The organism is Mycobacterium sp. 663a-19, from assembly GCF_035616495.1.
In the GTDB taxonomy this organism is placed as follows: Bacteria; Actinomycetota; Actinomycetes; order Mycobacteriales; family Mycobacteriaceae; genus Mycobacterium.
This window is the reverse complement of the sequence record NZ_JAPJAV010000006.1, coordinates 1-26,152: the sequence shown is the minus strand read 5'-3', so window position 1 is coordinate 26,152 and position 26,152 is coordinate 1. Positions and strand designations below refer to the sequence as shown.

The following is a 26,152-nucleotide window of genomic DNA, read 5'->3' as shown; positions in this document are numbered from 1 at the left end:
GGCGGGTGGGATCACTGACACCTGCTGACGTCAAGCGCTGGGATCTCAACGCGATCCACGCGGTGTTCGAGACGGCCAGTGGACGCGCTAATACGTTGCAGCACTTGGGGGACAGTTTGAATCAGGCCCACAGCGTTCTCGCCGACTGGCAGGGCGAAGCGGGCGACGCGTTTCGCGCCGACGTCGGCAAGCTTCGCCGCGACATCGAGGCGGACGGTGCGGAATCCAAGCGGGTGGCCGCGGCGGTGTCGCGCGCCGAGGCGGACGTGGGCGCGTGCAAGCGCGAGCTGGATGACATCGAACGGGCCGCCACCGCCAACGGCTGGACCATCACGCCGGACTGGCGAATCGACGTCGGCGACACCTGGATCGGGCGCGATCCGATCGAGTTCGCCGCCGAGCAGCAGATGTTGCAGGACGAGCTCAACGCCTGCAAGGTGCATGCCCACAGCGCCGACCATGAGCTCGCCACCGCCATCGGCGCTGCCGTCGGCGAAGTCCCGCTGGATGCCGCGGCATCGCCGCCGAGCGGTGCTCCACCGTCGCAGGGCGGACCGAACCCCGCCCCCGGTGGCAAGCCAAAGACGTGGCAAGACATGCTGCTTCCCGGCGGCCCGACGCAGGCCGGCCCCGATGGCGCGCCGGCTTCCCTCCCGCCGGCCCCGGCGGGCGGGGTCGCCGAGCCACAGTCGCTGCACGACCTCCTGACCGATGACCCTCCTTCCGATCCGGAACCGTCACCCGCCGGCATGCCGGGTGCGCAGAGCCGAGTTCCCCAGCCGGTAGGTCCTGGCGCGCCTGGTCCGGGCGCGCCGCCTCGGCCGACGCCCGCAGACATCGACAGCGCCAAGGCGTTGCTTCGCCCGATCCTGATCCGCGATGGTGTGCCGCCGGATCAAATCGAGGCACGTCTCAACGACCTTGTGAGTCAGACCCAGCAGTGGATCGACAGCGGGATGCCCCGATACATTCCCCCCGAGCCGCCGCCCGCACCGCCGCCGGGATTCGCCGAAGGCTTCGGTGACCGCTGGCGCGCGACCGAACAGGGGATCAAAAACCTTCTGGGGCAAGGAGGTCCGGGAGCACCCGGCGTCCTCGAATCATGGCAGCAGCTGCTCAAAGGCACCGTCGAGACGGCCCAAAACCCGATCGGCGCAGCAGCCGGGGAAATCAAGAACGCGTTCGATGCACCGAGCCCTTCCTATTATCTGGGCGCCAAAGCCTCCGACGGCGCCTTCGCCCTGCCCGGACTGCTCTTCGGCGGGGAAGGGGTGGCTGTCGAAGCGGGGCTTCCTGCGGAGACCGTCACCCCAGGCGGTGCGCCCCTGGCCGTTGTGCGCGGCTGGGATCCTACAGGCGGAATGACGTGGGACGACTTTGCTTCGCAGTTCGGCACCCCAGCATCGCGAAACTACCCTTTGAATGATGGGTTCCCTCCAGGTTTTGTCCCACACCCCGCCCAGCTACCTGAGGGGGCCATCATCGACCGGTTCGGGTCGGAGTACGGTCGCTATCTTGCACCCGACGGCACGCCTTTCGCAGATCGATCGTTGGCGCCCGAATCGGTTGGCGGGGATTACAACCGATACATGGTGACCGGAAAACCACTGCCTCCCGGGTGGCAAATCGTGGAAGGACCGGTTGAACCTTGGTATGGGCAGACGCCGTCACCCGGCAGCGTCCAATACATGATCTTGGGTCCAGATGGCGTGAAGCCGACTGTTTGGGAGCTAGTCAGGTTGGGAGTACTGGATGAGTACGGACCGCGGCTTGGGCGATAAATCAGCGAAGCTTCAAGCTGAGATAGATCGGTTGTCGGGACAGCTTGGGGTTCGCCCGATGCCTGTCGGGCTTCTAACAAACGATGGTCTGAATATTTTCGTCGCCGACGACGGCTCGTATCACTTCACCTTCTACGAGCGAGGACAACTCGGCTTCGACCGGGTGGGCAACCTCGATGATCTTCTCTACTGGTACTGCGAAAGCGTGGTTACGCGCCAAGCGGCCAAATGGGTGGGGGACCGCGCAGAACGCTTCAAGTATGAATATCAGGTGCTGAGCCAGTTCAATGTTGATTGGGCTAAGCGAAATGTCCGAGAAACTGCGGCATTATTTCGACGATGTGGCCAGCCTGAGGACATTGCCCTGCTTCCCGACATCGGCGAAGCGCTGTGACTGTCAGCGAGTGGCAGCGCGCAGCAGTGCCAGCGCTTGCTCGGTGGTCTCCTCCGTAATCCTCGCGGCGTCGACGCGCAGCACGGACGGCTGCTCGTCGGGCGGCGTGAACGCGGCCCGCAGCTCGGGCCACAGCTCCAGCCGCGCATCCGAGACGACTCCTCGCTCCGTGGCACGCCGCTCGAGTCGCGCGATAAGGGTGGCGTCGTCGGCGTCGCACAGCACGATGTGGAGGTCGGTCCCAAGCCGGCGCGCCAGCCGGCGCATCTGGGCGCGCTCGGACGGATCGCCGAAGGTCGCGTCGACGACCACGCCGCGGCCGCGCCGCAACCAGCGCGCCGCGTCGCGGCGCAGGGCGGCATAGGTGCGCCGCGTCATCGCGGGATCATAGAGCCCCGAACCGAATTCATCGCCGCCGCGCCGGGTGGGCTCGATGCCCGCCATCCTCTTGCGCGCCACGTCCGACGAGAGGTGGACCAGCCCGAGTCGCCCGGCGAGCGCGCGCGCCAACGTGGTCTTGCCGCTCGCCGGCAGACCCATCGTGACGATCATCGGCGCACCGGGCAGGCCACCCGCGTGCGCCCACGCCAGATCGAAGTAGGCCCGCGACTCGGCGATGATCGGTTCCCCCTCACCACCGGATGCCTGTTCGGTCTGCGCCAGGCGCAGGCTGCGGACCTTGCCGCGAACGTACGCCCGGTAGCACGTATAGAAGTCGAGCAGGCTGAGCAGCTGGCGGTCGCCGCTGGTGCGTACGTAGGAGTCCACGAACGCCCACGCCAGGTCGGCGCGACCGTGGTACTCGAGATCCATGGCGAGAAACGCCACCTCCGAGGCCAGGTCGGCGCACCGATATCGGGGCGCGAACTGCAGGCTGTCGAACAGCACAATCCGGCCGTCGTCGATGCAGACGCTGGCGGCGTGCAGGTCGCCATGACCGTCGCGCACGTGCCCTTCGGCCACGCGCCGCTCCAGCAGCGGCGTCCGCTGCCGTATGAACTGGTCGACGTAGGAACGGATTTCGTCATTGATGTCGCTCGAAATGGTGCGACCGACGAACGGGACCATCTGGTCGAAGTTCTCCTGCCAGTTCGCGATCACGCTGGACGGGCCGCCGTACGCATCGATTTCCGGGCCGGTCTCGGCCCTGCGGTGAAGCCTGGCCAGGGTGCGGCCGATTCGTCGTGCCAGACGCGTGTCGACTTCGCCGCGTGCGAGCTTCGTCGGCAGCATGCCGTCTTCGGGCAGACGCCGCATCCACACGGCCGGCTCGCCCGACCCGGATGCGCCCCCGATGCGATAGTGGCCGTCCTGCTCGGTGACCTCGACGACGCCCAGGTAGACCTGCGGGCTGAATCGCCGGTTGAGGCGCAGCTCCTCGTCACAGTCGGAGCGGCGGCGCTCGATGCTGGTGTAGTCGAGGAAGCCGAGGTCCACCGGTTTCTTCAGCTTGTAGGCGTTCGGACCGGCGAGCACCACCCAGGAGCTGTGCGTCTCGTGGAGCTGCAGGTCGTCGGTTGGCGGCTCGTGCGCCTCGGGTCGCAGCAAGTCGGCGATGATGCGCGGGTGGCCGTCGGGGCCGACGGGGTCGAATGCGTGTGTCATGGTCTCTCGTCCGAGGGTATTCGGTCGGACAACGAGTTCGGTCAGCCCCGCAGCCGCGCTATGAGCCGCTGCACGCTTCGGGCCAGCGACGGCGGGACATGGTCGGGATCCGTAAGGTCGCTCTCCGCCAGCGGGCCCGCCTCACCGGACACGGTCCGTTCGGTGAACGGCCGCAACGTCTTGCCGTGTCCGCGCAGCGCCTCGATCGCGTTCAGGAACGACCCGCTTCGGCGAATCGCGTTCTCGAACTCACCGACGGGCACACCCAGGTGCTCGGCGACCAATTCGTAACGCACGCGGGTGATTTGGCGACGCACGTCGTCGTCGTCCGTCGCGTTCGGACCCGCTTCGACGGCGACATCGCACTCGCTGTCGAAGCCCATCGACCGGTTGTTGAGGTTCGACGAGCCGATGCGCAGCAGCCGATCGTCGACCGCAGCCACCTTCGAGTGGACGTAGATCGGCGCCCCGCCGTCCGTCTCCGGCCAGTAGACGCCCAGACGATGGTGCTCGTCCGCCGCCCACAGCACTTGAATGAGCCGATGACGTGCGCTGTCCATCGTTCCCCGCTCAATCGGATTGTTGCCCCGGCGCGCGACGACGATGACGACCTCGGGGCCGTCGTCTTCGCGCAGCCGGGCCGCCAGCGCGTCGACGACGCGTCGGGCCGCCAGGTATTGGTTCTCCAGGTAGATGGTGTCGCGCGCGGCCGCAATGGCCGCAAGGTTGAGCGCCTCCACCTCCCGCACCTCGGCGCGCTGGTCCAGCTCCGGCAGCGTGCGCGCGATTCCGACCTCCACGTTGCGCAGTGTCGGCTCCAGCCGGCTGGGCCACGTGGCGTGCCTGGCGTCAACCGGCTCCAGCGATCGGCCGGTCGCGCTGTGCCACCGAGCGAGAGCCAGCTCACCCAGTGCACGGGCGGCCGCACCGTCGACGGCCAATCCGACGTCGTGTCGGGGCCCGTAGCCGCGTCCCAGCGTGCGACGGTCGCGGCTGCGGTGCTGGTGCTCGCGGGTGTCCCAGCGGCCGACGGTGAGGTCGATGCCGCCGCAGAACGCCGCCGCGTCGTCGACCACCACGATCTTTTGATGATGCACGGAGCCCGTCGGGTGGGCGCCGTCGATGGCGAAGTGCATTCGCTTACTGCTGATCCGGTTCAGAACCGCCACGGGCGTGACCCCGTACCAGATGCCGGCGAAGGCGGGGAGCAGGCGCAGATTGGATTTCAGTAGGTGTACCTCGAGAGCGGGCCGCTTCCAGAGCATCCAATAAAGGAAGGCGCCAAGCTGATTCGGGCCGGGCAGCGTCGTGGCGCCCCGTTCGAATGTCATCCTGGTGTCGAAATCCCAACCGATCAGCATGATTCGGCGCCGCGCGCGCAACATCGCCGCCTTGACGTGCCTGAAGTAATCGGCCGCGTCGATGATGCAGGCGAACCTGTCGGCGCGCGCCGTGCGCCAGCACGTCTGGCCGGGGATCAGCAGTCGATCGTCGGGCACGCGGACGCTTTCAACGAGGTTGACGACCCGGCGCGTGCATAGTCCTTTGGTACCACATGCGGCCCGGCGCCTTGACGCGCAACGACCCCGAGGAACAGGCTGGGCAGGACAACGGCGCCGATGTGTGCGAGGACGAACCGATGCGAATGCTTGTGCTGCTCGCGAGTTTCGCGGCGGTGATCGGGCTGGCCGCGCCGGCACAGGCCGATCCGCCCGGCACTGAATCGGGCCCCGACGCCGGCTTTCTGACCGCACTCGACAACGCCGGCATCACGTATCAGAGCCGAACCGGCGCCGTCGCCGCGGGCAAAAAGGCGTGCCAACTGATGGATCAGGGCTATCCCGACAGCGACGTCATCAACAGCGTGTCGGCGAGCAATCCCGGATTCGCGATGGACGCCGCCACCAAGTTCACCGCGATCGCGGCGAGCGCGTACTGCCCCCAGCACCTTGGGGATCCGACGACGCCGCCACCGCCGCCCCCGCCGGCATCGGCGTTCATCCCCGACTTGTCGCTGCCGGCGCTGCCGGCCGCGTAACGCAACCTTGCGGCCGCCGTCATGGCAGCGCCGCGGCCCACTTCATGTGGCCCTCGAAGCCGAGTTCTGCGGCCATTGCGCGATAACGGTTCCTGAGGTCCCGGTACGGCGCGTCGTCGCCGCGCGCCCGCGCCAGCAGCGCCCGCAGTCGCAGCAACCAGATCTCACGCGTCGCCAGGCGCTCCTCGGCCGGCGCGTCGGCCAACCGCTCGATCGCCGCCTCGGCGTCGGCCACGTCACGGGCAGTCCCGCGATCGAGCAGTGTTTCCACCAGAACACCGGTCGCAGGAATGCCCCACCCCAGCTGCAGTCCCTTGTGGAACAGCTGGTCGACGGTGGCGAGCATGAGCGGCATGGCGTCGTCGCGATCTCCGCGCCGTGCCCTCTCGCGCGCCACGTACACCTCGACAACCGATAGCTGGGACAGAAGGAACTTCCTGCGCACGTACACGTCGCTGAGCTCGGCCAGCAGCTGCTGTCCCCGGTCACGTTCCTCGGCCGTGGGGCGGTGCACCAGCGCAACGCCCAACGTCATCCGGGCGACGGCCAGCGCCAGGTCGTCACCGGATCGTTCGGCGATCCGGAGCGCGTTTTCGATCTCGGTGATCGCGCGATCGTCGGATGTCAGTGCGCCATAGGCTATTCCGGCGAAGTAGACGTATGCGACGACGGTGACGTAGGACATGGGGTCGGTGCTGCGGGCCATGGCCAGGCCCTCCTGCAGGCCTTCTCGCCATCCGTCAAGCCCCAGGGCATAACGGCCGATGGCCCGGTTCGTCAACGCGAGCGCCAGGGGAGATCCGATGATGAAGTTGCCCTTGGCCGGGTCACCGTCGGCCAGGTCGATGACTCTCTGTGACCACCGCAACACATCGGAGTACTCGTGGTTCTCGCCCTTGGCGTAGATGGGGGCGACGGACAGCCCAACCGTCAAGTCGGGATTGTCGATCGACTCGATGAGGGCCATTGCCTCCGATGCCAGCTGCGAGGCCTCGCGCAGCCGGTCCTGCAGCGCGTGATCCATCACCAGCCCCGCCATGGCGATGGCCAGCGAGGCCTTGTCCCCGGCGATGGCGCACAACTCCCGCAACTCGTCGAAGCGTTCCCCGGCCACGTGTTCGTGGACCCGAAAAGCGATGCCGCACAGCATGGTTCGCGGGGTGATGCGCATGGCGGTCCGGTTGGGGTCGTCGTCGGGCAGGGCATCGGCGATCACCCGGGCGCGCTCCCAACTCAGCCATGCCGCGGCGATGTCGCGGTTGGTGGCCCACGCCGCGGCGCGCACGTGCCAGCCGTAGGCCGCGTGCCAATCGCCGGCCGCCTGCAGGTGCTCGGCGATCAGGGCGGCATTCTCGTCGGCCGCGGCCGGATTGCGCGATTCGATCGCGGCCGCGATGCGCCGGTGCAGCTCCGCGCGATCGGATTTGAGCTGCGATTCGTAGGCCACCGCCTTGATCAGCGGATGGTAGAACACATACTCGGGCTGCGGGCCGGACCCGACCTGGTCGATGAGCTGGGCCCGCATCAGGTCCTCGATCACCGGTTCGATGCCCAACGTTTCCAGGAGGTCCCGGCTGAACTTCGAGCCGACGACCGCCGCCGCGGTCAGGGTGCGCTTCGCCTTCGGGTCGAGCCGGTCGATGCGCGCCGCGATGGTGGCCTGCAGGGTGGCGGGCACACGCACCGCGACACCCCCCGCCGTCGAGACGTATCCACCCGACTTTCCTTGCAGCACACCGCGATCGGCGAGTTCGCGGACGATCTCCTCGGCGAAGAACGGGTTGCCGGCGGCCCTGTCGATGATCACGCCGGCCAACTCTTTGACCGAGGGGTGCGGGCCGAGCAGCTGCGCGACGAGCGCCGCGGTCTCCGGAGCACTCAGCGGGGAAAGGGCGATGGTTTGCGCGCCGGCCAGCTCGGTCAGCGCGCCCTGGTATTCGGGGCGGTAGGTGACGAGCACCAGCGAGCGTGTCCTCGAGATCACCGCGATGAAATCGGTCAGCAGCGACTCGCTGATCTCGTCGATCCAATGGACGTCCTCGATGACGTAGAGCGCCGGGGTTTCGCGGGCCAGCGACGCGGCATTGATCAATGCGGTCAACCGCCGCCGCCGGGCATCCGGATCGATCTTGGGCAGCTCCACGTCGGGGTCCGCGATGCCCAGCAAGTCGTTGAGGAGCAGAACGTCCTCCGGCTCCGCGTCGGCGGCCTGGGCCCGCATCAGTTCCCGGGCGGCGCGCGGGTCGAGGCCCTCGATGCCGGTGACCGTGCGCAGCAACCGCGCCACGGCGTGGAACGGGATCTGGCTGGTGTGCGATTCGCAGAACGCCGTGAACACGTCGACACCCCGGGCGGCCGCAATCGTGCAGACTTCGCGCACCAGGCGGCTCTTGCCGATGCCTGGCAACCCCACCAGGCCGACGACCGCGCCGTGGCCGTCGATCGCGCGCTCCAGCAGGCCCTCGACGGCGGACAGCTCCGCTCGCCGGCCGACCAGATTCGACTCGGCACGCCCGGCGGCGGCGTGCCCCTCGACCATGCCCTCCAGCTGCCGGGCGGGCACCGGCACGTCGGAACCCTTGATCCGGACCAGCTCGGGTTCGCCGAGGCGCGCCGCGCCCTCGACGAGTCGGGCCGTCGACGCGCTGAGCATCACCCCGCCCGGCGGCGCCGCCGATTCCATCCGCTGGGCCATGCCGACCTGGCTTCCGATCGCGGTGTAACCGAAAGGGCCCGAACCGATTTCGCCGGCGATCACCTGACCGGAGTTGAGTCCGACGCGCAGCTGCAGGTCCACACCGTCGCGTTTTCGGACCTCGGCGGCGAGCCGCTTGACCTCGTCCTGAACGCCGAGCGCCGCAAGGCAGGCGCGGACCGCGTGGTCCTCCAGCGCCACCGGCGCCCCGAACACCGCCATGATCCCGTCGCCGGTGAACTTGTCCACCGTGCCGCCGTAGCGCTCGACCACCGCGGCGCAGCCGCCGGCCAGGCCGGCCATGATCTCGCGCAGTCGCTCCGCGCCCACCGTCGAGGCGATGGCCATCGAGTGCACCACGTCGGCGAACAGGACCGTGACCTGCTTGTACTCCGCGCGGCTGGCGCCGTCGTCGACCGGTGAGCCGCAACCGTCACAGAATCGCGCGCCCGGCCGCGGCTGCGTCCCACACGTGCGGCACGCCGCTGCGGTCGTCATGGCTAACTCGAATCCGTCTGCAAGATAAGGTCATCGTAGCCACGAGCAACCCGTGGCGGGATCCGGTTCAGGCGCCCCCGCCGACCAGGTTGTTGTTCTGCGGGCAGTAGGTGTGGACGGAGATGGACACGTAGGCATCGGCGTCGCCGGCGAGCGCGGGATTGGCCGCGCGAAACGCCGCGGTGATCTGCGGCACCGAGACCCCGCGACGGATGTCGTCGCACACCATCTTGCCGTTGGCGATGGCGGCGTCGGGATTGGCGAACGAGATGCCCCGGTCGTTGAGGTCCTGGATGTACTTCTTGTCCTGATCCGGCGTGGACACGATCGACGACGGGGCGGGCGGGGCTGACGCCGTCGCGGGCGCGGTGGAGGCCGGCGTCGCGCCGTCGCTCGGCGTGACCGAGGGCTTCGGCGCCGACTTGGTATCGCCGGTCAACAGCGAACGACCGAGAACGATCGCCCCGGCGAGGACGAGGCCGGCCGCAACGAGCGCGGCCGCGATACGCCAAGTCGCACGCCATGATTGGCGGTTGGTGTCGCGGCCACCAGCCGGGCCGCCGCGGTCGTCGCCGCCGTCGTCGTCGGTCGACCACGCGAGGCCGGCTGCCTCTGGCCCTGCGGAATTGGGTGTGGCGACGGTCTCGTCATTGTTGAGTCCGACGGTGTTGTCGCCAGCCGGGCCTGGCTCGGCCATGGGGGCCATGCTAGCCGCTGCTCGCGACGAATTGCGCGATCGACTCCGGCGCGACGCCCAATCCCCGCAGGCAGAAACGCAGCGCCCGGTTGCGAACGTCGGCGCGTTCCCATTGACCCGTGGCCCATTGCCGCTGGGTGTGGCTCCAAACCACGCCGTGGATCGACTTCGCGGCTATCGCCGGCACGATGTCGTGAAACGCGCCGAGTTCCAGACCCCGCTGCAGCTGCTCGATGAGTGGCCCCAGGATCGCGCTGTGCACGGGCGAAGCCAACTCGGGGGAGGAGGATATGTCTTCGTCGTAGGCCAGGTCGAGTCGGCCCTCGATCCACGCGGCCACCGCCGCCGTCGGGTCGGCGGCCGTCGCCATCCTCGCCTTGAGGCGCAGCACTTCGTTGCGCGTCGCCTCCAGGAAGACCGCCGCAACCAGCTCATCCTTCGATTCGAAGTGCCGGTAGAACGCGCGCGTGCTGAGCCGGGCGCGATCCAGGACCGCGGCGATGCTGAGCCCCTGGACCCCCTGCTCGCAGATGGTTTTCGTCGCGGCGGCGACGATGGCGCGACGCACGTTGGGGTCGGGCGCGAGCTTGGTCCGCCGCCGCATGACCGGATCGCTCGCGTAGTCATGCCGACGAGTGAGCGGGTCCCCCTGATCCGTCATCACTGACCAAAATAATCCTCGCCGCGGGCGGATCCCAGCCTCGCCGGGCCGATGGGTTTGCCCGCGGCGCTATGCTGCGGCCATGTCGATCGACCGTGCCGGGCTCGTCGCGGGCAGCATCCGGCTCGCCTCGGGCATCCATTTCCTCGTCGACCCGCTGGGCGCCAACCGGCTCTGGGGCGATTTCGAAGAGCCGACGCCGACGGCGCGTCTGCTGCTGCGATCGATGGGCTACCGCGACGCGTTGATCGGCGGGCTGCTCGCGACGGCGGCGCTGCGCGGCAAGAACACCCGCGGCTGGTTTTTGGCGTCCGGGGGCGCGGACGCGGCCGACCTGCTCGGCGGGATGAGCGTTCACCGCGAACTCAAGGGCTCCCAACTCGTCGGCCTGGGCGGCGCTGTTGTCGGCATCGGCGTCGGGCTGTGGGGCGCCACCCGGCGCAGACCTAAGGCGGCGCCGAGCGGCGATCAGTAGGTCTTCGTCGAACAGGGGAGCGGGACATGGGTTTTGGGGTGCTGACTTTCGTCACCGACGACGGCATAGGCCCGGTGGAGCTGGGCCGCGCGCTCGAGCAGCGGGGCTTCGAATCCCTTTTCCTCGCCGAGCATTCCCACATCCCCGTCGACGCGCAGACCCCATACCCCATGGGCGGTCCGATCCCGCCGAAGTACCACCGCACGCTGGACCCGTTCGTGGCGCTGGTGGCGGCGGCCGTTGCCACCGAGAAACTCGTGTTGGGCACCGGCATCGCCCTGATCCCGCAGCGTGACCCGATCCTGACGGCCAAGGAGGTGGCGTCGCTGGATCTGGTGTCGCAGGGACGGTTTCGCTTCGGGGTGGGCGTGGGCTGGCTGCGCGAAGAGATCGCCAACCACGGTGTCGACCCCGCCGTGCGCGGGTGGGTGTCCGACGAGCGGCTGTGGGCGATGATCGAGATCTGGACGCAGGAGAAAGCCGAATTCCATGGCGAATTCGTGAATTTCGATCCCATCTACAGCTGGCCCAAGCCGGTGACGAAACCGTATCCGCCGCTGTATGTGGGTGGCGGCCGGGCGAGCTTCAAGCGCATCGAGCGGCTGGGCGCCGGCTGGATCTCGATGAGCCCGTCGGCCGAGGCGCTGTCGGGTCCGCTCGACGAACTGCGCGGGATCGCCGGCGTCGACGTGCCCGTCATCAACATCCACATGGGAAAGCCGGAGGACGTCGCGGGCTACCGCGACATCGGAGTCGAGCACGTGTTGGTCGAGCTGGAGACCGAGCCCCGCGACCAGACGCTTCGCCGTCTGGACGAATTGCAGGCGGAGTTCGCGAAACTCGCGTAAAGCTAAGTCCCGCAGAATGTTTGGTAGGGGCCGAAATCCTCGGGTGCGGGGCTGGCGTAGCGCTCGAGGCCGGGGCGTTCGGCGTAGGGGGCGGTGACGGCGTCGAGAAGCCGCTCGACCGGTTCGAGATCGCCCGCCGTCGCCGCGGCCAGGGCCTCCTCGACCAGATGGTTGCGCGGAATGTAGACCGGGTTGGCGCGGTCCATCGCGTCCGCGTCCGGATTCAGGGCCCGCCAACGTGACATCCAGTCGTCGAAGCCGGCGAGTCCGTCGGCTTGGTCGTCGGCGCCGCCTCGGGCCGCGCGGGCGAGGTGGCGGAAGGACGAGGTGTAGTCGACCTTGCTCTGTTGCAGCAAGGCGAGCAGCTCGTCGACCAGCGGCGCGACGACCTCGGCGGCGACGTCGGCCGGCAACCCGAGTTTGGCGCGCATGCCCGACAGCCACACGGCGTCGTAGCGATCGCGGAACACCCCGAACGACTGCTCCGCGAGCGCGACCGCCTCCTCGAGGTCGTCGGAGAGCAACGGCAGCAGCGCCTCCGCAAACCGCGCCAGGTTCCACTCGGCGACCGACGGCTGGTTGCCGTAGGCGTAGCGGCCCCAGAAGTCGATCGAGCTGAAAACCGTCTCCGGGTCGTAGGCCTCCATGAAGGCGCACGGCCCGTAGTCGATGGTTTCACCGGAGATCGTCATGTTGTCGGTGTTCATCACGCCATGGACGAACCCGATCAGCATCCAGTGGGCCATCAGCTCCGCCTGGACGGCGACCACCGCCTCGAACAGCGCGAGGTAGGGCCGTTCGGCGCGCGCGGCGCCGGGGTGGTGGCGGGCGATCGCATGGTCGGCGAGCCGGCGCAGCAGGCCGGCGTCGCCGGATGCCGCGGCGTACTGGAAGCTGCCCACCCGCAGGTGGCTGCTGGCCACGCGGACCAGCAGGGCGCCGGGCAGCAGCGACTCGCGCTCCACCGGGCGCCCGGTGCCCACCACGGCCAGGGATCGTGTGGTCGGCACGCCCAGCGCGTGCATCGCCTCGCTGACGATGTATTCGCGCAACATCGGGCCCACCGCCGCCAACCCGTCACCGCCGCGCGCGAACGGCGTCGGGCCGGAGCCCTTCAGGTGGATGTCGCGCATGCGCCCGTCGCGGTCGGTGAGCTCGCCCAGCAGCAGCGCGCGCCCGTCGCCCAACCGTGGCACGTAGCCGCCGAACTGGTGCCCGGCGTACGCCTGCGCCACCGGGACCGCGCCGTCGGGCACCAGGTTGCCCACCAGAAACCGCAGCCCGTCGGGACCGCGCAGCCATTCAGCGTCGAGGCCGAGCTCCGCGGCCAGCGGCTCGTTGAGGGCGAGCAGCCGGGTCTCCGGGGGCGCCTCGGCCTGCCAGCGCACCGCCATCTCCGGCAACTCGCGGGAGAACCGGTCGCTCAGGGCGACGGCCACATCCGGTGCAACGCTCACCACACCGAGACTACGGAAAACCCCGTCGGCCGCGGCTAGCCGACGGCCTGTTCGATCAGGTCGCGGGCGCGGTCGAGCATCGACGCGAACGGGCCGACGGCGAAATTCAGCTTCGCCGATTCCACACCGGCGTGGGGGCGGGTCGGCGCGATGGCCTCGGCCGCCCGCACCGCAGTCGCCATCCGCTTGAGGTCATCGGCGCCGACCTCTCGCTGCAGGACCGGGAATTCCTCGTTCTCCTCGTGCTCGGCGTGGTCGAGGACGGCGTCCCGCAGCTTGGTGAGCTCGTCGACGAACCGCCGCGAGGTGATGTCGAGCTGCTCGATCTGCGAGAGCAGTTCCTTGGCCTCGCGCTCTTCGGTCAGCCGGGCGTCGACGATCGCGTCGCCGGCGTCGGCCTCGCGGCGCACCCGGGGGTGCACCACCATCTCCTCGGCCGTCTCGTGCACGGCCAGCAGCTGGCGCAGCTTTACGAACGGCTTTTCGCGGGCTTGGGGATCCGACGCGTGCAGCACCTCGTCGAACATGTCCTCGATCAGGTTGTGCTGTGCCTTGAGGAACGCGACGACCTCGTCGGGTGATTGGACAATCATGTCGGCCATCGCCGATACCTCCATCGATTGGCGGGCGTTGATACAGGCGCCGTGGGCTGTGCGCCGCTTGGCGGAAGATACCCGGCGGGGCAGCGCCCAAACGGTCCCGGCGCGACCAGCCTCGACCACCCGTTTCGGATATCGCTACGGTTTAGGGAATGTATGAAGAGGTCAACACCGACGCGCTGGATCCTGCCGACGTAGGTTCCCGCATCGATCCGGTTCTCGCCCGGAGCTGGTTGCTGGTCAACGGCGCCCATGCCGACCGGTTCGAGGCCGCCTCGCGCTCGCGCGCCGACATCGTCGCCCTCGACATCGAGGATGCGGTCGCGCCGAAGGACAAGGCCGCCGCCCGCGACAACGTCGTGCGTTGGCTCGGCGAAGGCCACACCGACTGGGTCCGCATCAACGGCTTCGGCACCCCTTGGTGGGCCGACGATTTGGCCGCGCTGGCCGGCACCGGGGTCGGCGGGGTGATGCTCGCGATGGTCGAATCGGTGGACCACATCACCGAGACCGCCAAGCGACTGCCCGACGTGCCGATCGTGGCGCTGGTAGAAACGGCCCGGGGCCTCGAGCGCGTCACCGAGATCGCGGCGGCCAAGGGCACCTTCCGGCTCGCCTTCGGCATCGGCGACTTCCGGCGCGACACCGGCTTGGGTGAAGACCCGACCACGCTGGCCTACGCCCGGTCGCGCTTCACGATCGCGGCGCGGGCGGCGGGTCTGCCCAGCGCCATCGACGGCCCGACGATCGGCTCCAACGCGCTCAAGCTCATCGAGGCCACCGCCGTCTCCGTCGAGTTCGGCATGACCGGCAAGATCTGCCTGTCGCCGGAGCAATGTGCGGTGGTGAACGAGGGGCTGTCACCCTCGCAGGACGAAATCGGCTGGGCGAAGGAGTTTTTCGCCGAGTTCGAACGCGACGGGGGTGAGATCCGCAACGGGTCCGACCTGCCGCGCATCGCCCGGGCCACCAAGATCCTGGAGCTGGCCCGCTCCTATGGCATCGAAGCGTCCGACTTCGAGGACGAACCGGTGCACATGCCGGCGCCGTCGGACACCTACCACTACTGACGCGAGACGGAGGGTCAGGATGGACACCGTCGTGGAGTTTCACTTCGACCCGATGTGCCCGTTCGCGTACCAGACCTCGTTGTGGATCCGCGACGTCCGTGAGCAACTTGGCATCGGCATCGACTGGCGATTCTTCAGCCTCGAGGAGATCAACCGCGCCGACGGCAAGAAGCATCCGTGGGAGCGGGAGTGGTCCTACGGCTGGTCGCTGATGCGGATCGGGGCGCTGCTGCGCCGCACCGACATGGCGTTGCTGGACCGCTGGTACGCCGCGATCGGGCACGAACTGCACGCCGCGGGCGGCAAACCGCACGACCCGGCGGTCGCGCGTCGTCTGCTGGGCCGCATCGGTGTCGACGCGGCGACTTTGGATGCGGCGCTGGACGATCCGACCACCCACGACGACGTCCGCGCCGACCATCAGCGGGTCGTCGACGCCGGCGGATACGGGGTTCCGACGCTGTTCCTGTCCGGGCAATGCCTGTTCGGGCCGGTGTTGGTGGACCCGCCGACCGGCCCTGACTCGCTGAAGCTGTGGAGCGTGGTGACCGGCATGGCCGAGTTACCGCACGTCTACGAGCTTCAGCGGCCCAAGGCGCCGGCCGACGTCGAGCTCATCGGCCGCCGACTGCGCCCCTACCTCGATGGCCGCGATTGGGTGAGCATCAACCGCGGCGAGGTCATCGACGTCGAACACCTCACCGGCCAAGGATGAGTCTTCCTACGCGGCGTGCTTCGAGAGCGCGACCCCGATTCGGAACTCGACATCGCTGAACACGATCGTCGGCGCCCGCGGTGGCGCCGCGGACCGGTAGGTCTTGCCCGTCGGTATCGTGAATTCGGCTGTGTGCGTGTGGGTTTCGTCGGTGCCTGTGCTGACTCGCCAGCCGGCGCCTTGCTTCGTGTAGTTGCAGCACTCGCACATGCCGAGACCGTTGCGCGCGGCGGTGGGGCCGCCCTCGGTCCATGGTTGGGCGTGGTCGCGGTGCCGGATCGGCGCGTCGCAGTAGGGGGTGCGGCACCGCTGGTCACGGAGCTCGATGAAGGTGGCCAGGCCGCGCGGGAAAGCCGGGCGCGTGACTCCATCGTCACCAGCGCCCCGGAGCGGGGGTGCGCGTAGAGCCTGCGCAGCGTCGCCCGGGAGCGTCGGTCGGCGACGCCGCTGGAGACCATCGCGCGGGCGCCCGCCGCGGGGATGGGGCCATAGCCGCTGATGTCGGCGGGCGCGTCGCTGCCGCCCAGCAGCGTCTCATCCGACAGGACCAGGTTGACCGCGACGGGAACCGGCACGGCCGCGTCGCGGCCGGTGACGCATTCGACCAGCGTGTCGGCCATCACCTGCCCGCGCGAGCGCCCGTCGCAACGGGTGTCCGCCTCGCGACGCAGCGCCGCATACGCCGCAACGCCCTGGGCCACCGGCAACAATGCGGTCAGGTACGTCATGGTGTCGGGTGCCGGCCGAATGGTCACGGTGCGTTCGTTCTCGGCCTTGGCCGCCCGGTCGACGACGGCGTGTGGGTCCAACCGGTAGGCGATCGCCTTGGCGGCCGCGGCCACTCGCGCATCGCCCATTCCGTTCAGGCGGGCAGGGTCGCCGCACATCTCGGCGTCCAGGGTGCGGCGGTCGTCGACGTCCAGGCAGGCGCTTTCGCGCACGATCAGGGTGGCCCGCCACTCCGACAGCGTCCCGGATTCCAGCGCCGCCAGGGTATGGGGCATCTCGTGCACCAGCGCCTTGGCAAAGCCCAGATGCCGGCTGCCCCGGGCGGGCGAATCCCGTCGCGCCAGCGCGACCTCGCCGGCCACGCCCCGACCGCGCCGCGCGGCGGGCACACCCGCGGCCGCCGCGGATTTGACCCGTTCCAGCTCGGCGATGCGCTCGATCAGCGCCGATTGGTCGGTCGACGGGTCGAGCGGAGCGAGGTATTCGAACATGCGTTCGAGAGTAGCAGGAGTGGCCGACAACCGCCACGACGGCGCTACCCTGGCCGTGTGAGTGCCGGAAGCCGTATCCGGGTGGCACGGGTCTACGACGACGCCGGCAGCGATGACGGCCAGCGCGTCCTGGTCGATCGCGTCTGGCCCCGGGGAATCCGCAAGGAGGACCCGCGGGTGGGCATCTGGTGCAAGGACGTCGCACCGTCGAAGGAACTGCGCGAGTGGTACCAGCACAAGCCGGAACGGTTCGACGAATTCGCCTCACGGTATAAGTCCGAACTGCGCGGCAACCCCGCGCTGGATGAACTGCGCAAGCTGACCAAACGCGGCGTGGTCACCCTTGTCACCGCCACCCGCGCCGTCGACATCAGCCAGGCGGCCGTCCTGGCGAGGCTCCTGAAAAGCCGCTGAGACTGGGTAGGCTCGCCCGTTGACATGACTGACGCCGAACCCATACTGCGGCGGGAACTCACCGACATCCCCGACGAGGTGCGTGACGTCCCGCCGCCGCCGATACCCGAGCTGCCGCCGCCGTATGGTTTGCGCCTGGCCGACCCGGACGCCGACGCCGAGACGATAGCCGAGTGGATGAACCGGCCCCACCTGGCCGAGTCGTGGGAATACGCCTGGTCGGTGGCTCGCTGGCGTCGTTACCTGCGCGCGCAACTCGAGAGCACGTTTTCCCGCCCGTTCGTCGTCAGCCTCGACGGAGTGGACCGCGGGTACGTCGAATTGTACAGGGCAGCAAAGGATTCCATTGCCACCCGATACGAGTACGACCCCTACGATCTGGGTTTGCACGCCGCGGTCGCCGATCTGGATTACATGCAGCGGGGGCACGTCGGCTACCTGCTGCCGCACCTAGTGGCCAGCGCGCTCGACCTCGACCCGCGATGCCGTCGTGTCATGTTCGACCCCGATCACCGCAATGTCTTGGCGCGCAAGTTCTGTGAGCGTGGGGGTTGCGTGTTTCTGGGCGAACACGACATGTCGAACCGGCGGATGGCGCTGTACGCGCTGGCCCGCACGCCCGACGACGTCCCGCGGCTCAAGGGGGCGCGTCCCCACAGTCAGTAGTCGTGCCGGGCCAGCGTGATGTCACCGAGCCGCTGGGTCTCGTCGAGCGACAGGGCCGCCGGAACCATCTCGCTGGTCACTAGCCCGTGCCGGGTCGTCAGTTCGTCGACGATATCGAAACTGCGCGCGATCGACTGCGGGGTGTCGACGATGATCGTGGCCACGGGAACGCTGCGTGCGAGCTGGAATAGCTTGTCCCCGTGCGGCTTATGGTCCCCGTGAAATCCCCAGATGCCGCGCAGCACCGTCGCGCCGCGGACCGCCTCGGCATGCAGCAGCCGCTGCACCAGCGCGCGGTGGATCGGCAGCCCGTCGTGGGTGGTGCCCTCGGCGCTGTACACCATCAGCTTCTGCCACAGGGTTCGTCCCCGGTCATCGGTGGCCGGCAACCGCGGGGGAGGGGCGAACAGCTCGCCGTCGCGTTTGCACAGTCGCACCCGCTCGACCGTCAGCAGCGGGTGTGGCAGCAGTGCCGCCAGTTCGGTTGCGGCGGTTGAAACTTGCCTGACCGACCCGATGCCGATGATCATCACCGGGACGTTGACGTTGCGGCCGAAGAAGCGAGCCCGATAGCGCTCGCCGTGCGCCGTCCCGTCGACACCGAGAAGCACTATGGCACCGGCGAATCCGTGCGTGTGCAGCAGCTCGCATACCGCGTAGTGCGCCCGTCTCCCGGCGATGCGCTCCTGACGGCCCACGTACACGGTGAGTTTGGCGGCATCCCCGTCGTGTCCGTCGACGTCGTCGAGCGCGCCGGCCCCCGTGACCAGTCGCGCCCGCTCCAGGGTCACCAGCCCGCGGCCGGTCATCGCGGCGACGTCGTCGACCAGGGAACGGATCTTCGGCTCGACATCGACGGCGGCGATCGCCACCGCCGGATCCTCGGACAGACTCAGCGACACGTCACTGCGCAGCGTGTGGCTCGGCCCGAAACTCGCTATGCCGCGCAGCATCACGCTGGTCGCGACGTCGCTGGCGCCGAACAGGTCCAGCATCTCGTCGGCAAGAAACCGCGCGCTGTCGGCGACGGTGCGTTGCCGCTCGCCGAAGTACGCGGTCAACTTCAGGCAGGGCTGGCTCATATCTGGTCCGCAACCCATTGTCCGAGCACCGCCGCGGCCACGCCCAGCACCACGCTGACGACGAGATTCGCGGCCGCCGCCCACGTCTGGCGCTCCTCGCCGAGCCGCTGGGTTTCCAGCATCCAGGTGGAGAAGGTGGTGTAGGCGCCGACGAACGCCGTGTCGACCAGCAGGGCCGCCTCCCTGCTCAACGCCAGCCCGCCGAGCAGCCCGAGCGCCGCGGCACCGCTGACGTTGACCGCGAGCGTGCCGAACGGAAACGGCCGCGCCACCCGCCGGGCCACCGCGCGATCGACCAGGAAACGCAGCACCGAGCCGACACCGCCGACCAGCACGACACCGACCCACACCAAGACCGTCGTCGCCCCGGCGCTCGTCACGAGCGCACCCGCACCCGGCGAACCAGCGCGGTGGCCAGGTGCACCGCCAGCAACCCCAGCCCGATGCTGCTGACGGTGTAGCCGACGGCCAGGCCCCAATGGCCGTGCTCGATCATCCTCAGCGTCTCGACCTGCATCGTCGAGAAAGTCGTCAGCCCGCCGCATAATCCGGTGCCGAGCAGGGGACGGCGGTAACTCGACAACGGCAGCCGCTCCAGCAGCCGGGTGGTGAAGTAACCCACCAGGAAGGCGCCGACGACGTTGACCGCGAACGTCGGCCACGGCCAGCTCGCGGGATCGGCTTTGGCGAGGCTGCTCAGGCCGGTGCGCGCCACGGTACCCAGCGCGCCGCCGGCGAATACGGCGGCCAACTCGCGGTAGTCACGACCGGGCACCCAAGCAGCCTAGGCAGGACGTCGGCAGAATTGGCGTCATGGTGGCCAACCCGCGCGCCGGCCAGCCGGCCCAACCCGAAGACCTCGTCGACCTGCCCCACCTCGTCACGTCGTACTACGCGATCGAACCCGATCCCGACGACGTCGCGCAGCAGGTGGCGTTCGGCACGTCGGGTCACCGCGGCTCGGCGTTGAACGGGGCGTTCAACGAGGCCCACATCCTGGCGATCACCCAGGCCATCGCCGAATACCGCGCCGCGCACGGCATCACCGGGCCGTTGTTCATCGGCCGTGACACACACGGCCTCTCGGAGCCGGCCTGGGTGACGGCGCTGGAGGTGCTGGCCGGCAACGAGGTGGTGGCCGTCGTCGACTCGGCCGACCGCTACACGCCGACGCCCGCGGTCAGCCACGCGATCCTCACCTACAACCGCGGCCGCACCGACGCGCTCGCCGACGGGATCGTGGTGACGCCGTCGCACAACCCGCCGTCCGACGGCGGCTTCAAGTACAACCCGCCCAACGGCGGTCCGGCCGACACCGACGCGACGAACGCAATCGCCAAGCGCGCCAACGAGATCCTGCGCGGTGGCTCGGGGGTGAAGCGGGTGCCGCTGGCGCGGGCGCTGCGGACCGCCCGGCGCCACGATTACCTGGACAGCTACGTCGACGACCTGCCGAACGTGGTCGACGTCGACGTCATCCGCAAGGCCGGGGTACGGATCGGCGCCGACCCGCTCGGCGGGGCCAGCGTGGACTACTGGGCCGCGATCGCGGAACGGCATGGGTTGGACCTGACCGTGGTCAACCCGGTGGTCGACGCGACGTGGCGGTTCATGACGCTCGACCACGACGGCAAGATCCGGATGGACTGCAGCTCGCCGGACGCGATGGCTGGGCTCATTTCGATAATCGCCACCTCGGACCGCTATCAGATCGCCACCGGCAACGACGCCGACGCCGACCGCCACGGCATCGTCACACCCGATGCGGGGCTGCTGAATCCGAATCATTACCTGGCGGTGGCGATCGACTACCTCTGTACCCATCGGCCGTCGTGGCCGGGCGGCATCGCCGTCGGCAAGACCGCCGTCAGCTCGTCGATCATCGACCGCGTGGTCGCCGGCCTCGGCCGCAAGCTGGTCGAGGTGCCGGTCGGATTCAAATGGTTCGTCGACGGCCTGCTCGGCGGGACCATCGGCTTCGGCGGCGAGGAGTCGGCGGGGGCCTCGTTCCTGCGGCGCGACGGATCGGTGTGGACCACCGACAAGGACGGCATCATCCTGGCGCTGCTGGCGTCGGAGATCCTGGCCGTCACCGGTTCGAGCCCGTCGCAGCGCTACCGGGAGCTGGCCGACGAGTACGGGAGCTCGTGTTACGCGCGGGTGGATGCGCCCGCCGACCGCGACCAGAAAGCCCAGCTGGCCAAGCTGTCCGCCGATGAGGTCAGTGCCACCGAGCTGGCGGGGGAGCCGATCACCGCCAAGCTCACCTCGGCGCCCGGCAATGGCGCGCCGCTGGGTGGACTCAAGGTGACGACGGCCAACGCATGGTTTGCCGCTCGCCCGTCGGGCACCGAGGATGTCTACAAGATCTACGCGGAATCGTTCAACGGGCCCGAGCACCTGGCCGAGGTCCAGAAGACCGCCCGCGAGGTGGTTGGCCAGGTCATCGGGTTGGGCACCTGAGCAGCGACTTTGAAGGTGTGTTGACGGTGGTGTAGCTTCGATGGGCAACTTCTCGGGGCTATGGCGCAGCTGGTAGCGCACCACACTGGCAGTGTGGGGGTCAGGGGTTCGAGTCCCCTTAGCTCCACGGTCTTAGCTCGTCGCGGCCGCGGTCGCGTTATGGTGCAGTATGCCTTGTATGGTTGCTGGCGGCTTCAAAAACTCACTGCCCAAACGTAATCCGGTGTTTTCGTCGCGCGTCACCAATCGGGTGGCCGGATCGATCTGGGGACCACAGTGGACGTAAGCCGTGTCGGCAGCCTGTTCATCCGCGCACTGGAGCCGATGCTCCATGGCGATGACATGGCATTGGTTTTGAAATTCCGCGACAACTACGATCCGGATCGCTTGTGGGCCGCCTACGAATCCCTGGTGCGACAGAATCCGGCCCTACAGGTAGTCCTCAGATCCTCCGGCGAATCTTTCTCATGGGCGCCGATCGATTCGGCGGAGGTGGACGCCGCTCTCGGCCGTCAGCGTGAGCGCTTCTTCTCCCGGCTATTCTCTTTCGAGGAGTTGCTTTCTCCCGCTAATGCCCTGACGCCGCCGCTTCCCCTGCGGATTTCGCGGATGAACGACAGGGAAACTTGCTTCCAGATCAGCCACGCTCTGTCGAATGGTCGCGCCGCCATCCAGTGGATTCTTTACTGGCTCGCCGCCGCTCATGGTGAACCCGTCGCGGTTGAATCTGTCGATATTGATCAGACTGCGGGGCCTTCGAAATCCACCGCCCCGCGAAGCGGATTCGCTTTGTTGCCGTTGTACATCTTCGGCTACCTGGCACGGGCAGGTCGGAAGCAAGCGCGCACGACGGTCGACCTCACCCATGGCAAGACGCCGGTTCCACACGACAACGGCTATGCGTCCCGGACGTATTTCTACTCCGAGCAGGAGACCGATCGAATCCTGGCCAAAGCCGGCGCAGTGGACCTATCGCTGCAGCAGTACATGTGTCTCACGGTCGCAGAAGCAATGCTGGCCGCCCAGCCCGAAAAGTCGCGCGTGACGATCGGGATCCCCACTGATCTGGCCCGTTTTCTGCCCGATTTGCCGCGCGCGGCGCTCGGTAACTATACGGGCAGCATGGTTGTGCAATTGCGGCGCGGAGCACCGATGCAAGAACAGATCGCGCGTCAATTCGGCTGGCTTCGCCGCGGCGTCGATTACTGGCTGGCCCGGCAGGGCGCCGCTTCGTCCAACGAGCAGCGGTTGTTGAACACAATGGCCCGGATTGCGTCGCTTCCCGTCAACCGCCGCGGCCCGTTTCAGAACATTTCCTGCGTGGTGTCGAACGTCGGTGTCGTCACGACTCCGGCGAACTGGGGAATCGAGTCCAGTTATGGCACCACCAAGACGCAGACTATTTTCTTTCTCGTCGCCGTGGTAAACGGCATTCTCAGCGTCAACGTCACGTTCGCCCGCGACCTCTACGACCCCAAAGAAGTGTTCTCCGTTGCCGATGCGGCCTTGGCGGACCTCGGCCGCTAAAGCAGGCCGAGCTGTTGCAGGTCGGTGGCGTATTTGATGATGATCGGCGCCGAGATGTGTGGGATGTCGTTGTCGGGGCCGATTTTGGCTTCTTGCACCGCGGCCCGGAATCGGTCGGTCGGCGCTAGGGACCCGTGGGTCGGCTCGATGGGCTGTAGAGCGTCGGGATTGTCCAACGGCAAGAGCCGCAGCGGCGAGTGCTGTCGCTGTGGGTCCGGCAGCTCGTGCAGGGCGGCGGCGAACCGTTGTGCCCATTCGGTGAAGTCCTCGATGCGCTGGATGGGGTAGCCGGCGTCGACGAGCCAGTCGACGTATTCGTCGAGCCCGATGCCGTCGTCGTGGGGGTTCATCACGTGGTAGGTCTGCAACCCGTCGACCGTTTGGGCGCCCAGGGTGGCGATCGCCTCGGCGACGAATTCGACGGGCAGCGCGTCGAAGTGCGCGCGTTGCCGCTGGCCGTGGGCGTCGAGTTGGTAGAACGAGGCGGGCGCGAGACCGGTGGCCAGGATGGACAGCGCCATGCGGGTGAACATGTCGGAGACGTTGAGCTGGCCGGTGTAGGTGGTGTCGGCAAGGAGCATGTCGCAGCGGAACACCGCGACCGGTAGCCCGCAGCAGTCGTGGGCCTCGCGCAGCAGCACCTCGCCGGCCCACTTGCTGGTGCCATAACCGTTGGCGTAGCCGTCGCTGAGTTGGCGGGTGGGGCTGATGACGCGGATGTCGGCGTCCTCGGTGAACACCGACGGCTCGATCTGATCACCCACATTCGCGGTCGAGACATACGCGTAGGGCTTGAGTTTGGTGGTCAGCGCGAGCCGGATCAGCTCGGCGGTGCCCACCACGTTGGGGCCGAACAACTCTCGGTAGGGCAGCACCCCGTTGACCAGGGCCGCGGGATCCACGATCAGATCGACGGTAGCGGCCAGGTGTTGCCAGGTCTGCTCATCCAGGCCCAGGTTGGGCTGGCTCTTGTCGCCGGCGATGACCTGCAGGTGCTCGCCGGCCAACTCCTCGAAGTCGGCCAGCAGCGCCGGGTCGCCGCTGTCGAAGGTCGTTTCGAGGCGGTGCCGCGCATCCTCGTCGGATTTGCCGCGCACCAAACAGATCAGGGTGCCGTCGACCAGCTCCATGCGCTGCAGCCATTGCAGGGCCAGGTAACGGCCCAGGAAGCCGGTCGCCCCGGTCAGCAACACCGTGCGCACCTCGGCACTCGGGCCCGGCAACGCCGGGGCAGCGTCCAGGGTTGCGGCGTCGATGAACTTCTCCAGCGTCAGATCAGCGGCGTGCACCTCGGTGGTGTCGCGGCCGTGCACGGACACAAAGCATTCCGAGTCGTGGTGGGTGGCCAGCCGTTGGCCCAGGCTGCTCACCGACGGTGCTTCGAACACGGCGCGCACCGGCAACTCGGCACCGAGGGCGGTGTTGACCTCACCGATGAGCCGCATCGCCAACAACGAATCGCCGCCCAACTCGAAGAAGGAGTCGTCGGCCCCGACGCGGTCGAGTCCGAGGACTTCGGCGTAGATGCCGGCCAGGATTTCTTCGACCGGGCCGGTCGGGGCGCGGTAAGACCCGGTGGGGGTGTAGTCGGGGGCCGGCAGCGCGGCGGTGTCGAGTTTGCCGTTGGCGGTCAGCGGCAACGCGTCGACGGCGATGATCGCGGCGGGCACCATGTAGGCCGGTAGCCGCTGGGCCAGCTGCGCGCGCAGACCGGCCGGTTCGGCACCGCCGGTGATATAGCCGATCAGGCGTGTATCACCGGGGCGGTCCTGGCGGGCCACCACCACGGCCTGCTGCACCCCGTCCAGGCCGGCCAGCACGGCCCGGATTTCGCCGGGCTCGATGCGATACCCCCGGATTTTGACCTGCTCATCCGCGCGGCCCACATAGGCCAGCTGCCCCTGGGTGTCCCAGCGCACCAGGTCCCCGGTGCGATACATCCGTGCCCCGCCCGCCCCGGGCAGCGGGCAGGCCACAAACCGGGACCCGGTCAAACCCGGCCGGCCCCAATACCCGACCCCCACCCCGGCGCCGGCCACATACAACTCGCCGACCACCCCGGCCGGCACCGGGCGCAACCACCCATCGAGCACCAGCAGCGCCGCCCCAGCCACCGGCGCCCCAATCGGCACCACCTGCGCGCCCGGCGCCAGCGGGGCGCTAAGGGACGTACACACGGTGGCCTCGGTGGGCCCGTAGGCGTTGCGCATCACCCGCCCCGGCGCCCACCGATCCACCAGAGTGGCCGGGCAGGCCTCCCCGGCCACCACCAGCGTCACCGACTCCAACCCCGCCTCAGGCAGCAGCGCCGCCGCCGACGGGGTCTGGGTGAGCACCTCGACGTGTTCTCTGGTCAGCAGGTCATGCAGATCAGCCGGGGAGCCGACCACCGGTTCGGGCACCACCACCAGCCGCCCACCATGGAGCAGGGCCCCGAAAATCTCCCACACCGAGGCATCAAAGCCATAGGAGTGGCACTGCGACCACACCCGGCCCGGCCCCGCCAACTCCGCATCCACACACGCCAATTGGGTGATGTTGTGGTGGGTGATGGCCACCCCCTTGGGGGTGCCGGTGGTGCCCGAGGTGTAGATCAGATACGCGATGTCCCCGCCAGCGGGGACCGGCAGCGCGGCGACAGGCGCGGCGGTGGGCTGAGCACAGACGGTGGGGGCCGCGAGGTCATCGATGTCGAGGACGGTCAGCTGGTGGCCGGTCAGCCGGTCGCGCAGCGTACTGGTGGTGATGACCGCGGCCGGGGCGGCATCAGACAGCAAGAACCCGATCCGGGCATCGGGTAGGGCGGGGTCAATCGGTAGGTAGGCGGCCCCGGTTTTGAGCACGCCCAGCATCGCGGTGATCGCCTCGATCGAGCGGGGTAGCAGCAGCGCCACACACCGGCCCGGGCCCACCGCGCGCCCGGCCAGGGTGTGGGCGATGCCGGTGGCGGCCTGATCCAACTCGGCATAAGTCAACGAGTGGTCCAGATAGCTCACAGCGATTGCGGTCGGGGTGGCGGCCACCTGCGCGGCGAACAACACCGGCACCGACACCGCGGCATCCGAGGCCAGCGCGGGTGCGCTGGCCAGCGCGGTGTGGTTGCCCCACCCGGCCAGCCGGGTGTGCTCGACGGCGTCCAGGACGTCGATGGTCGAGATTGGGCGGTGCGTATCGGCGCTGATCGCCACCAGCACCCGTTGCAGCCGCTCGATCAACGCCGCGATGCTGGCCGGGTCGAACACGTCGG

The 26,152-nt window shown here is 68.5% G+C and carries 22 protein-coding genes, 1 tRNA gene and 1 pseudogene; 12 read left to right on the top strand and 12 right to left on the bottom strand.

All coding sequences use genetic code 11. The annotated features are described in order from the left end of the window. Positions 1-5 precede the first annotated feature (5 nt). Both OQ968_RS12200 and OQ968_RS12195 read left to right on the top strand, forming a co-directional pair. On the top strand, positions 6-1,781 hold the full coding sequence (locus OQ968_RS12200; protein WP_324678079.1) for a TNT domain-containing protein: 1,776 nt from the start codon (positions 6-8) through the stop codon (positions 1,779-1,781). Positions 1,782-1,839: 58 nt separating this feature from the next. Continuing rightward, positions 1,840-2,175: a hypothetical protein gene (locus OQ968_RS12195; RefSeq protein WP_324678598.1), complete on the top strand. Its 336-nt coding sequence runs from the start codon at positions 1,840-1,842 to the stop codon at positions 2,173-2,175. 3 nt (positions 2,176-2,178) lie between these two features. On the opposite strand, the gene OQ968_RS12190 is transcribed toward OQ968_RS12195, so the two are convergent. Both OQ968_RS12190 and OQ968_RS12185 read right to left on the bottom strand, forming a co-directional pair. Next, positions 2,179-3,780, bottom strand: a complete 1,602-nt coding sequence (locus OQ968_RS12190) for an AAA family ATPase (RefSeq protein WP_324678077.1) — start codon at positions 3,778-3,780, stop codon at positions 2,179-2,181. Between the two features lie 41 nt (positions 3,781-3,821). Continuing rightward, positions 3,822-5,279, bottom strand: a complete 1,458-nt coding sequence (locus tag OQ968_RS12185; RefSeq protein ID WP_324678075.1) for a phospholipase D-like domain-containing protein — start codon at positions 5,277-5,279, stop codon at positions 3,822-3,824. A 56-nt stretch (positions 5,280-5,335) separates the two neighbouring features. On the opposite strand from OQ968_RS12185, the gene OQ968_RS12180 reads away from it, so the two are divergent. Beyond that, a complete protein-coding gene (locus OQ968_RS12180) occupies positions 5,336-5,818 on the top strand; it encodes a DUF732 domain-containing protein (RefSeq protein ID WP_324678073.1) in 483 nt (160 codons plus the stop codon). A 19-nt stretch (positions 5,819-5,837) separates the two neighbouring features. On the opposite strand, the gene OQ968_RS12175 is transcribed toward OQ968_RS12180, so the two are convergent. From OQ968_RS12175 to OQ968_RS12165, 3 genes are all read right to left on the bottom strand, one after another. Next, positions 5,838-9,011 (bottom strand): ATP-binding protein, encoded by a 3,174-nt coding sequence (locus OQ968_RS12175; protein WP_324678071.1) that lies wholly within the window; start codon positions 9,009-9,011, stop codon positions 5,838-5,840. Between the two features lie 67 nt (positions 9,012-9,078). Further along, entirely contained in the window at positions 9,079-9,717 is a 639-nt protein-coding gene (locus tag OQ968_RS12170) for a DUF732 domain-containing protein (protein WP_324678069.1), read from the bottom strand. A gap of 1 nt (position 9,718) precedes the next feature. After that, on the bottom strand, positions 9,719-10,369 hold the full coding sequence (locus OQ968_RS12165) for a TetR/AcrR family transcriptional regulator (RefSeq protein WP_324678067.1): 651 nt from the start codon (positions 10,367-10,369) through the stop codon (positions 9,719-9,721). A gap of 82 nt (positions 10,370-10,451) precedes the next feature. On the opposite strand from OQ968_RS12165, the gene OQ968_RS12160 reads away from it, so the two are divergent. Then, positions 10,452-10,844: a DUF4267 domain-containing protein gene (locus OQ968_RS12160; protein WP_324678065.1), complete on the top strand. Its 393-nt coding sequence runs from the start codon at positions 10,452-10,454 to the stop codon at positions 10,842-10,844. A gap of 26 nt (positions 10,845-10,870) precedes the next feature. Further along, positions 10,871-11,692 (top strand): LLM class F420-dependent oxidoreductase, encoded by an 822-nt coding sequence (locus OQ968_RS12155; RefSeq protein WP_324678063.1) that lies wholly within the window; start codon positions 10,871-10,873, stop codon positions 11,690-11,692. 2 nt (positions 11,693-11,694) lie between these two features. Here OQ968_RS12155 and OQ968_RS12150 read toward each other — a convergent pair whose 3' ends face one another. Together OQ968_RS12150 and OQ968_RS12145 are read right to left on the bottom strand one after the other, a co-directional pair. After that, a complete protein-coding gene (locus tag OQ968_RS12150) occupies positions 11,695-13,149 on the bottom strand; it encodes a protein adenylyltransferase SelO (RefSeq protein WP_324678061.1) in 1,455 nt (484 codons plus the stop codon). Between the two features lie 35 nt (positions 13,150-13,184). Next, positions 13,185-13,751, bottom strand: a complete 567-nt coding sequence (locus OQ968_RS12145) for a hemerythrin domain-containing protein (protein WP_324678059.1) — start codon at positions 13,749-13,751, stop codon at positions 13,185-13,187. A gap of 149 nt (positions 13,752-13,900) precedes the next feature. On the opposite strand from OQ968_RS12145, the gene OQ968_RS12140 reads away from it, so the two are divergent. Both OQ968_RS12140 and OQ968_RS12135 read left to right on the top strand, forming a co-directional pair. Then, positions 13,901-14,818 (top strand): CoA ester lyase, encoded by a 918-nt coding sequence (locus OQ968_RS12140; protein ID WP_324678057.1) that lies wholly within the window; start codon positions 13,901-13,903, stop codon positions 14,816-14,818. A gap of 19 nt (positions 14,819-14,837) precedes the next feature. Then, on the top strand, positions 14,838-15,533 hold the full coding sequence (locus OQ968_RS12135) for a DsbA family protein (RefSeq protein ID WP_324678055.1): 696 nt from the start codon (positions 14,838-14,840) through the stop codon (positions 15,531-15,533). A gap of 6 nt (positions 15,534-15,539) precedes the next feature. On the opposite strand, the pseudogene OQ968_RS12130 reads toward OQ968_RS12135, so the two are convergent. Further along, a pseudogene (locus OQ968_RS12130) lies at positions 15,540-16,753 on the bottom strand (DUF222 domain-containing protein). 57 nt (positions 16,754-16,810) lie between these two features. On the opposite strand from OQ968_RS12130, the gene OQ968_RS12125 reads away from it, so the two are divergent. Both OQ968_RS12125 and OQ968_RS12120 read left to right on the top strand, forming a co-directional pair. Next, positions 16,811-17,167 carry a DUF488 domain-containing protein gene (locus OQ968_RS12125; RefSeq protein WP_324678053.1) on the top strand — a complete coding sequence of 119 codons (357 nt, stop codon included), beginning with the start codon at positions 16,811-16,813 and terminating at the stop codon, positions 17,165-17,167. Positions 17,168-17,191: 24 nt separating this feature from the next. Next, positions 17,192-17,833, top strand: a complete 642-nt coding sequence (locus OQ968_RS12120) for a GNAT family N-acetyltransferase (protein WP_324678051.1) — start codon at positions 17,192-17,194, stop codon at positions 17,831-17,833. On the opposite strand, the gene OQ968_RS12115 is transcribed toward OQ968_RS12120, so the two are convergent. Genes OQ968_RS12115 through crcB (OQ968_RS12105) form a run of 3 tightly spaced genes read right to left on the bottom strand, consistent with a single transcriptional unit; the run spans position 17,827 to position 19,690 of the window. Then, entirely contained in the window at positions 17,827-18,915 is a 1,089-nt protein-coding gene (locus tag OQ968_RS12115) for a DUF190 domain-containing protein (protein WP_324678049.1), read from the bottom strand. The genes OQ968_RS12120 and OQ968_RS12115 overlap by 7 nt on opposite strands. Beyond that, positions 18,912-19,295 carry a fluoride efflux transporter CrcB gene (gene crcB, locus OQ968_RS12110; protein WP_324678047.1) on the bottom strand — a complete coding sequence of 128 codons (384 nt, stop codon included), beginning with the start codon at positions 19,293-19,295 and terminating at the stop codon, positions 18,912-18,914. The genes OQ968_RS12115 and crcB (OQ968_RS12110) overlap by 4 nt, the downstream gene beginning before the upstream one ends. Next, positions 19,292-19,690 (bottom strand): fluoride efflux transporter CrcB, encoded by a 399-nt coding sequence (gene crcB / locus OQ968_RS12105; RefSeq protein WP_324678045.1) that lies wholly within the window; start codon positions 19,688-19,690, stop codon positions 19,292-19,294. Before crcB (OQ968_RS12105) ends, crcB (OQ968_RS12110) begins: the two co-directional genes overlap by 4 nt. Before the next feature lie 38 nt (positions 19,691-19,728). Here crcB (OQ968_RS12105) and pgm point away from each other — a divergent pair, with 38 nt between their 5' ends. From pgm to OQ968_RS12090, 3 genes are all read left to right on the top strand, one after another. Next, positions 19,729-21,378 carry a phosphoglucomutase (alpha-D-glucose-1,6-bisphosphate-dependent) gene (pgm, locus tag OQ968_RS12100; RefSeq protein WP_324678043.1) on the top strand — a complete coding sequence of 550 codons (1,650 nt, stop codon included), beginning with the start codon at positions 19,729-19,731 and terminating at the stop codon, positions 21,376-21,378. Between the two features lie 54 nt (positions 21,379-21,432). Further along, a tRNA-Ala gene (locus OQ968_RS12095) sits at positions 21,433-21,505 on the top strand. Positions 21,506-21,654: 149 nt separating this feature from the next. Continuing rightward, positions 21,655-22,905, top strand: a complete 1,251-nt coding sequence (locus OQ968_RS12090) for a hypothetical protein (protein ID WP_324678041.1) — start codon at positions 21,655-21,657, stop codon at positions 22,903-22,905. On the opposite strand, the gene OQ968_RS12085 is transcribed toward OQ968_RS12090, so the two are convergent. Continuing rightward, the coding region (locus OQ968_RS12085; RefSeq protein WP_324678039.1) for an amino acid adenylation domain-containing protein at positions 22,902-26,152 on the bottom strand (3,251 nt) is incomplete at its 5' end. The two genes, OQ968_RS12090 and OQ968_RS12085, sit on opposite strands and share 4 nt — an antisense overlap.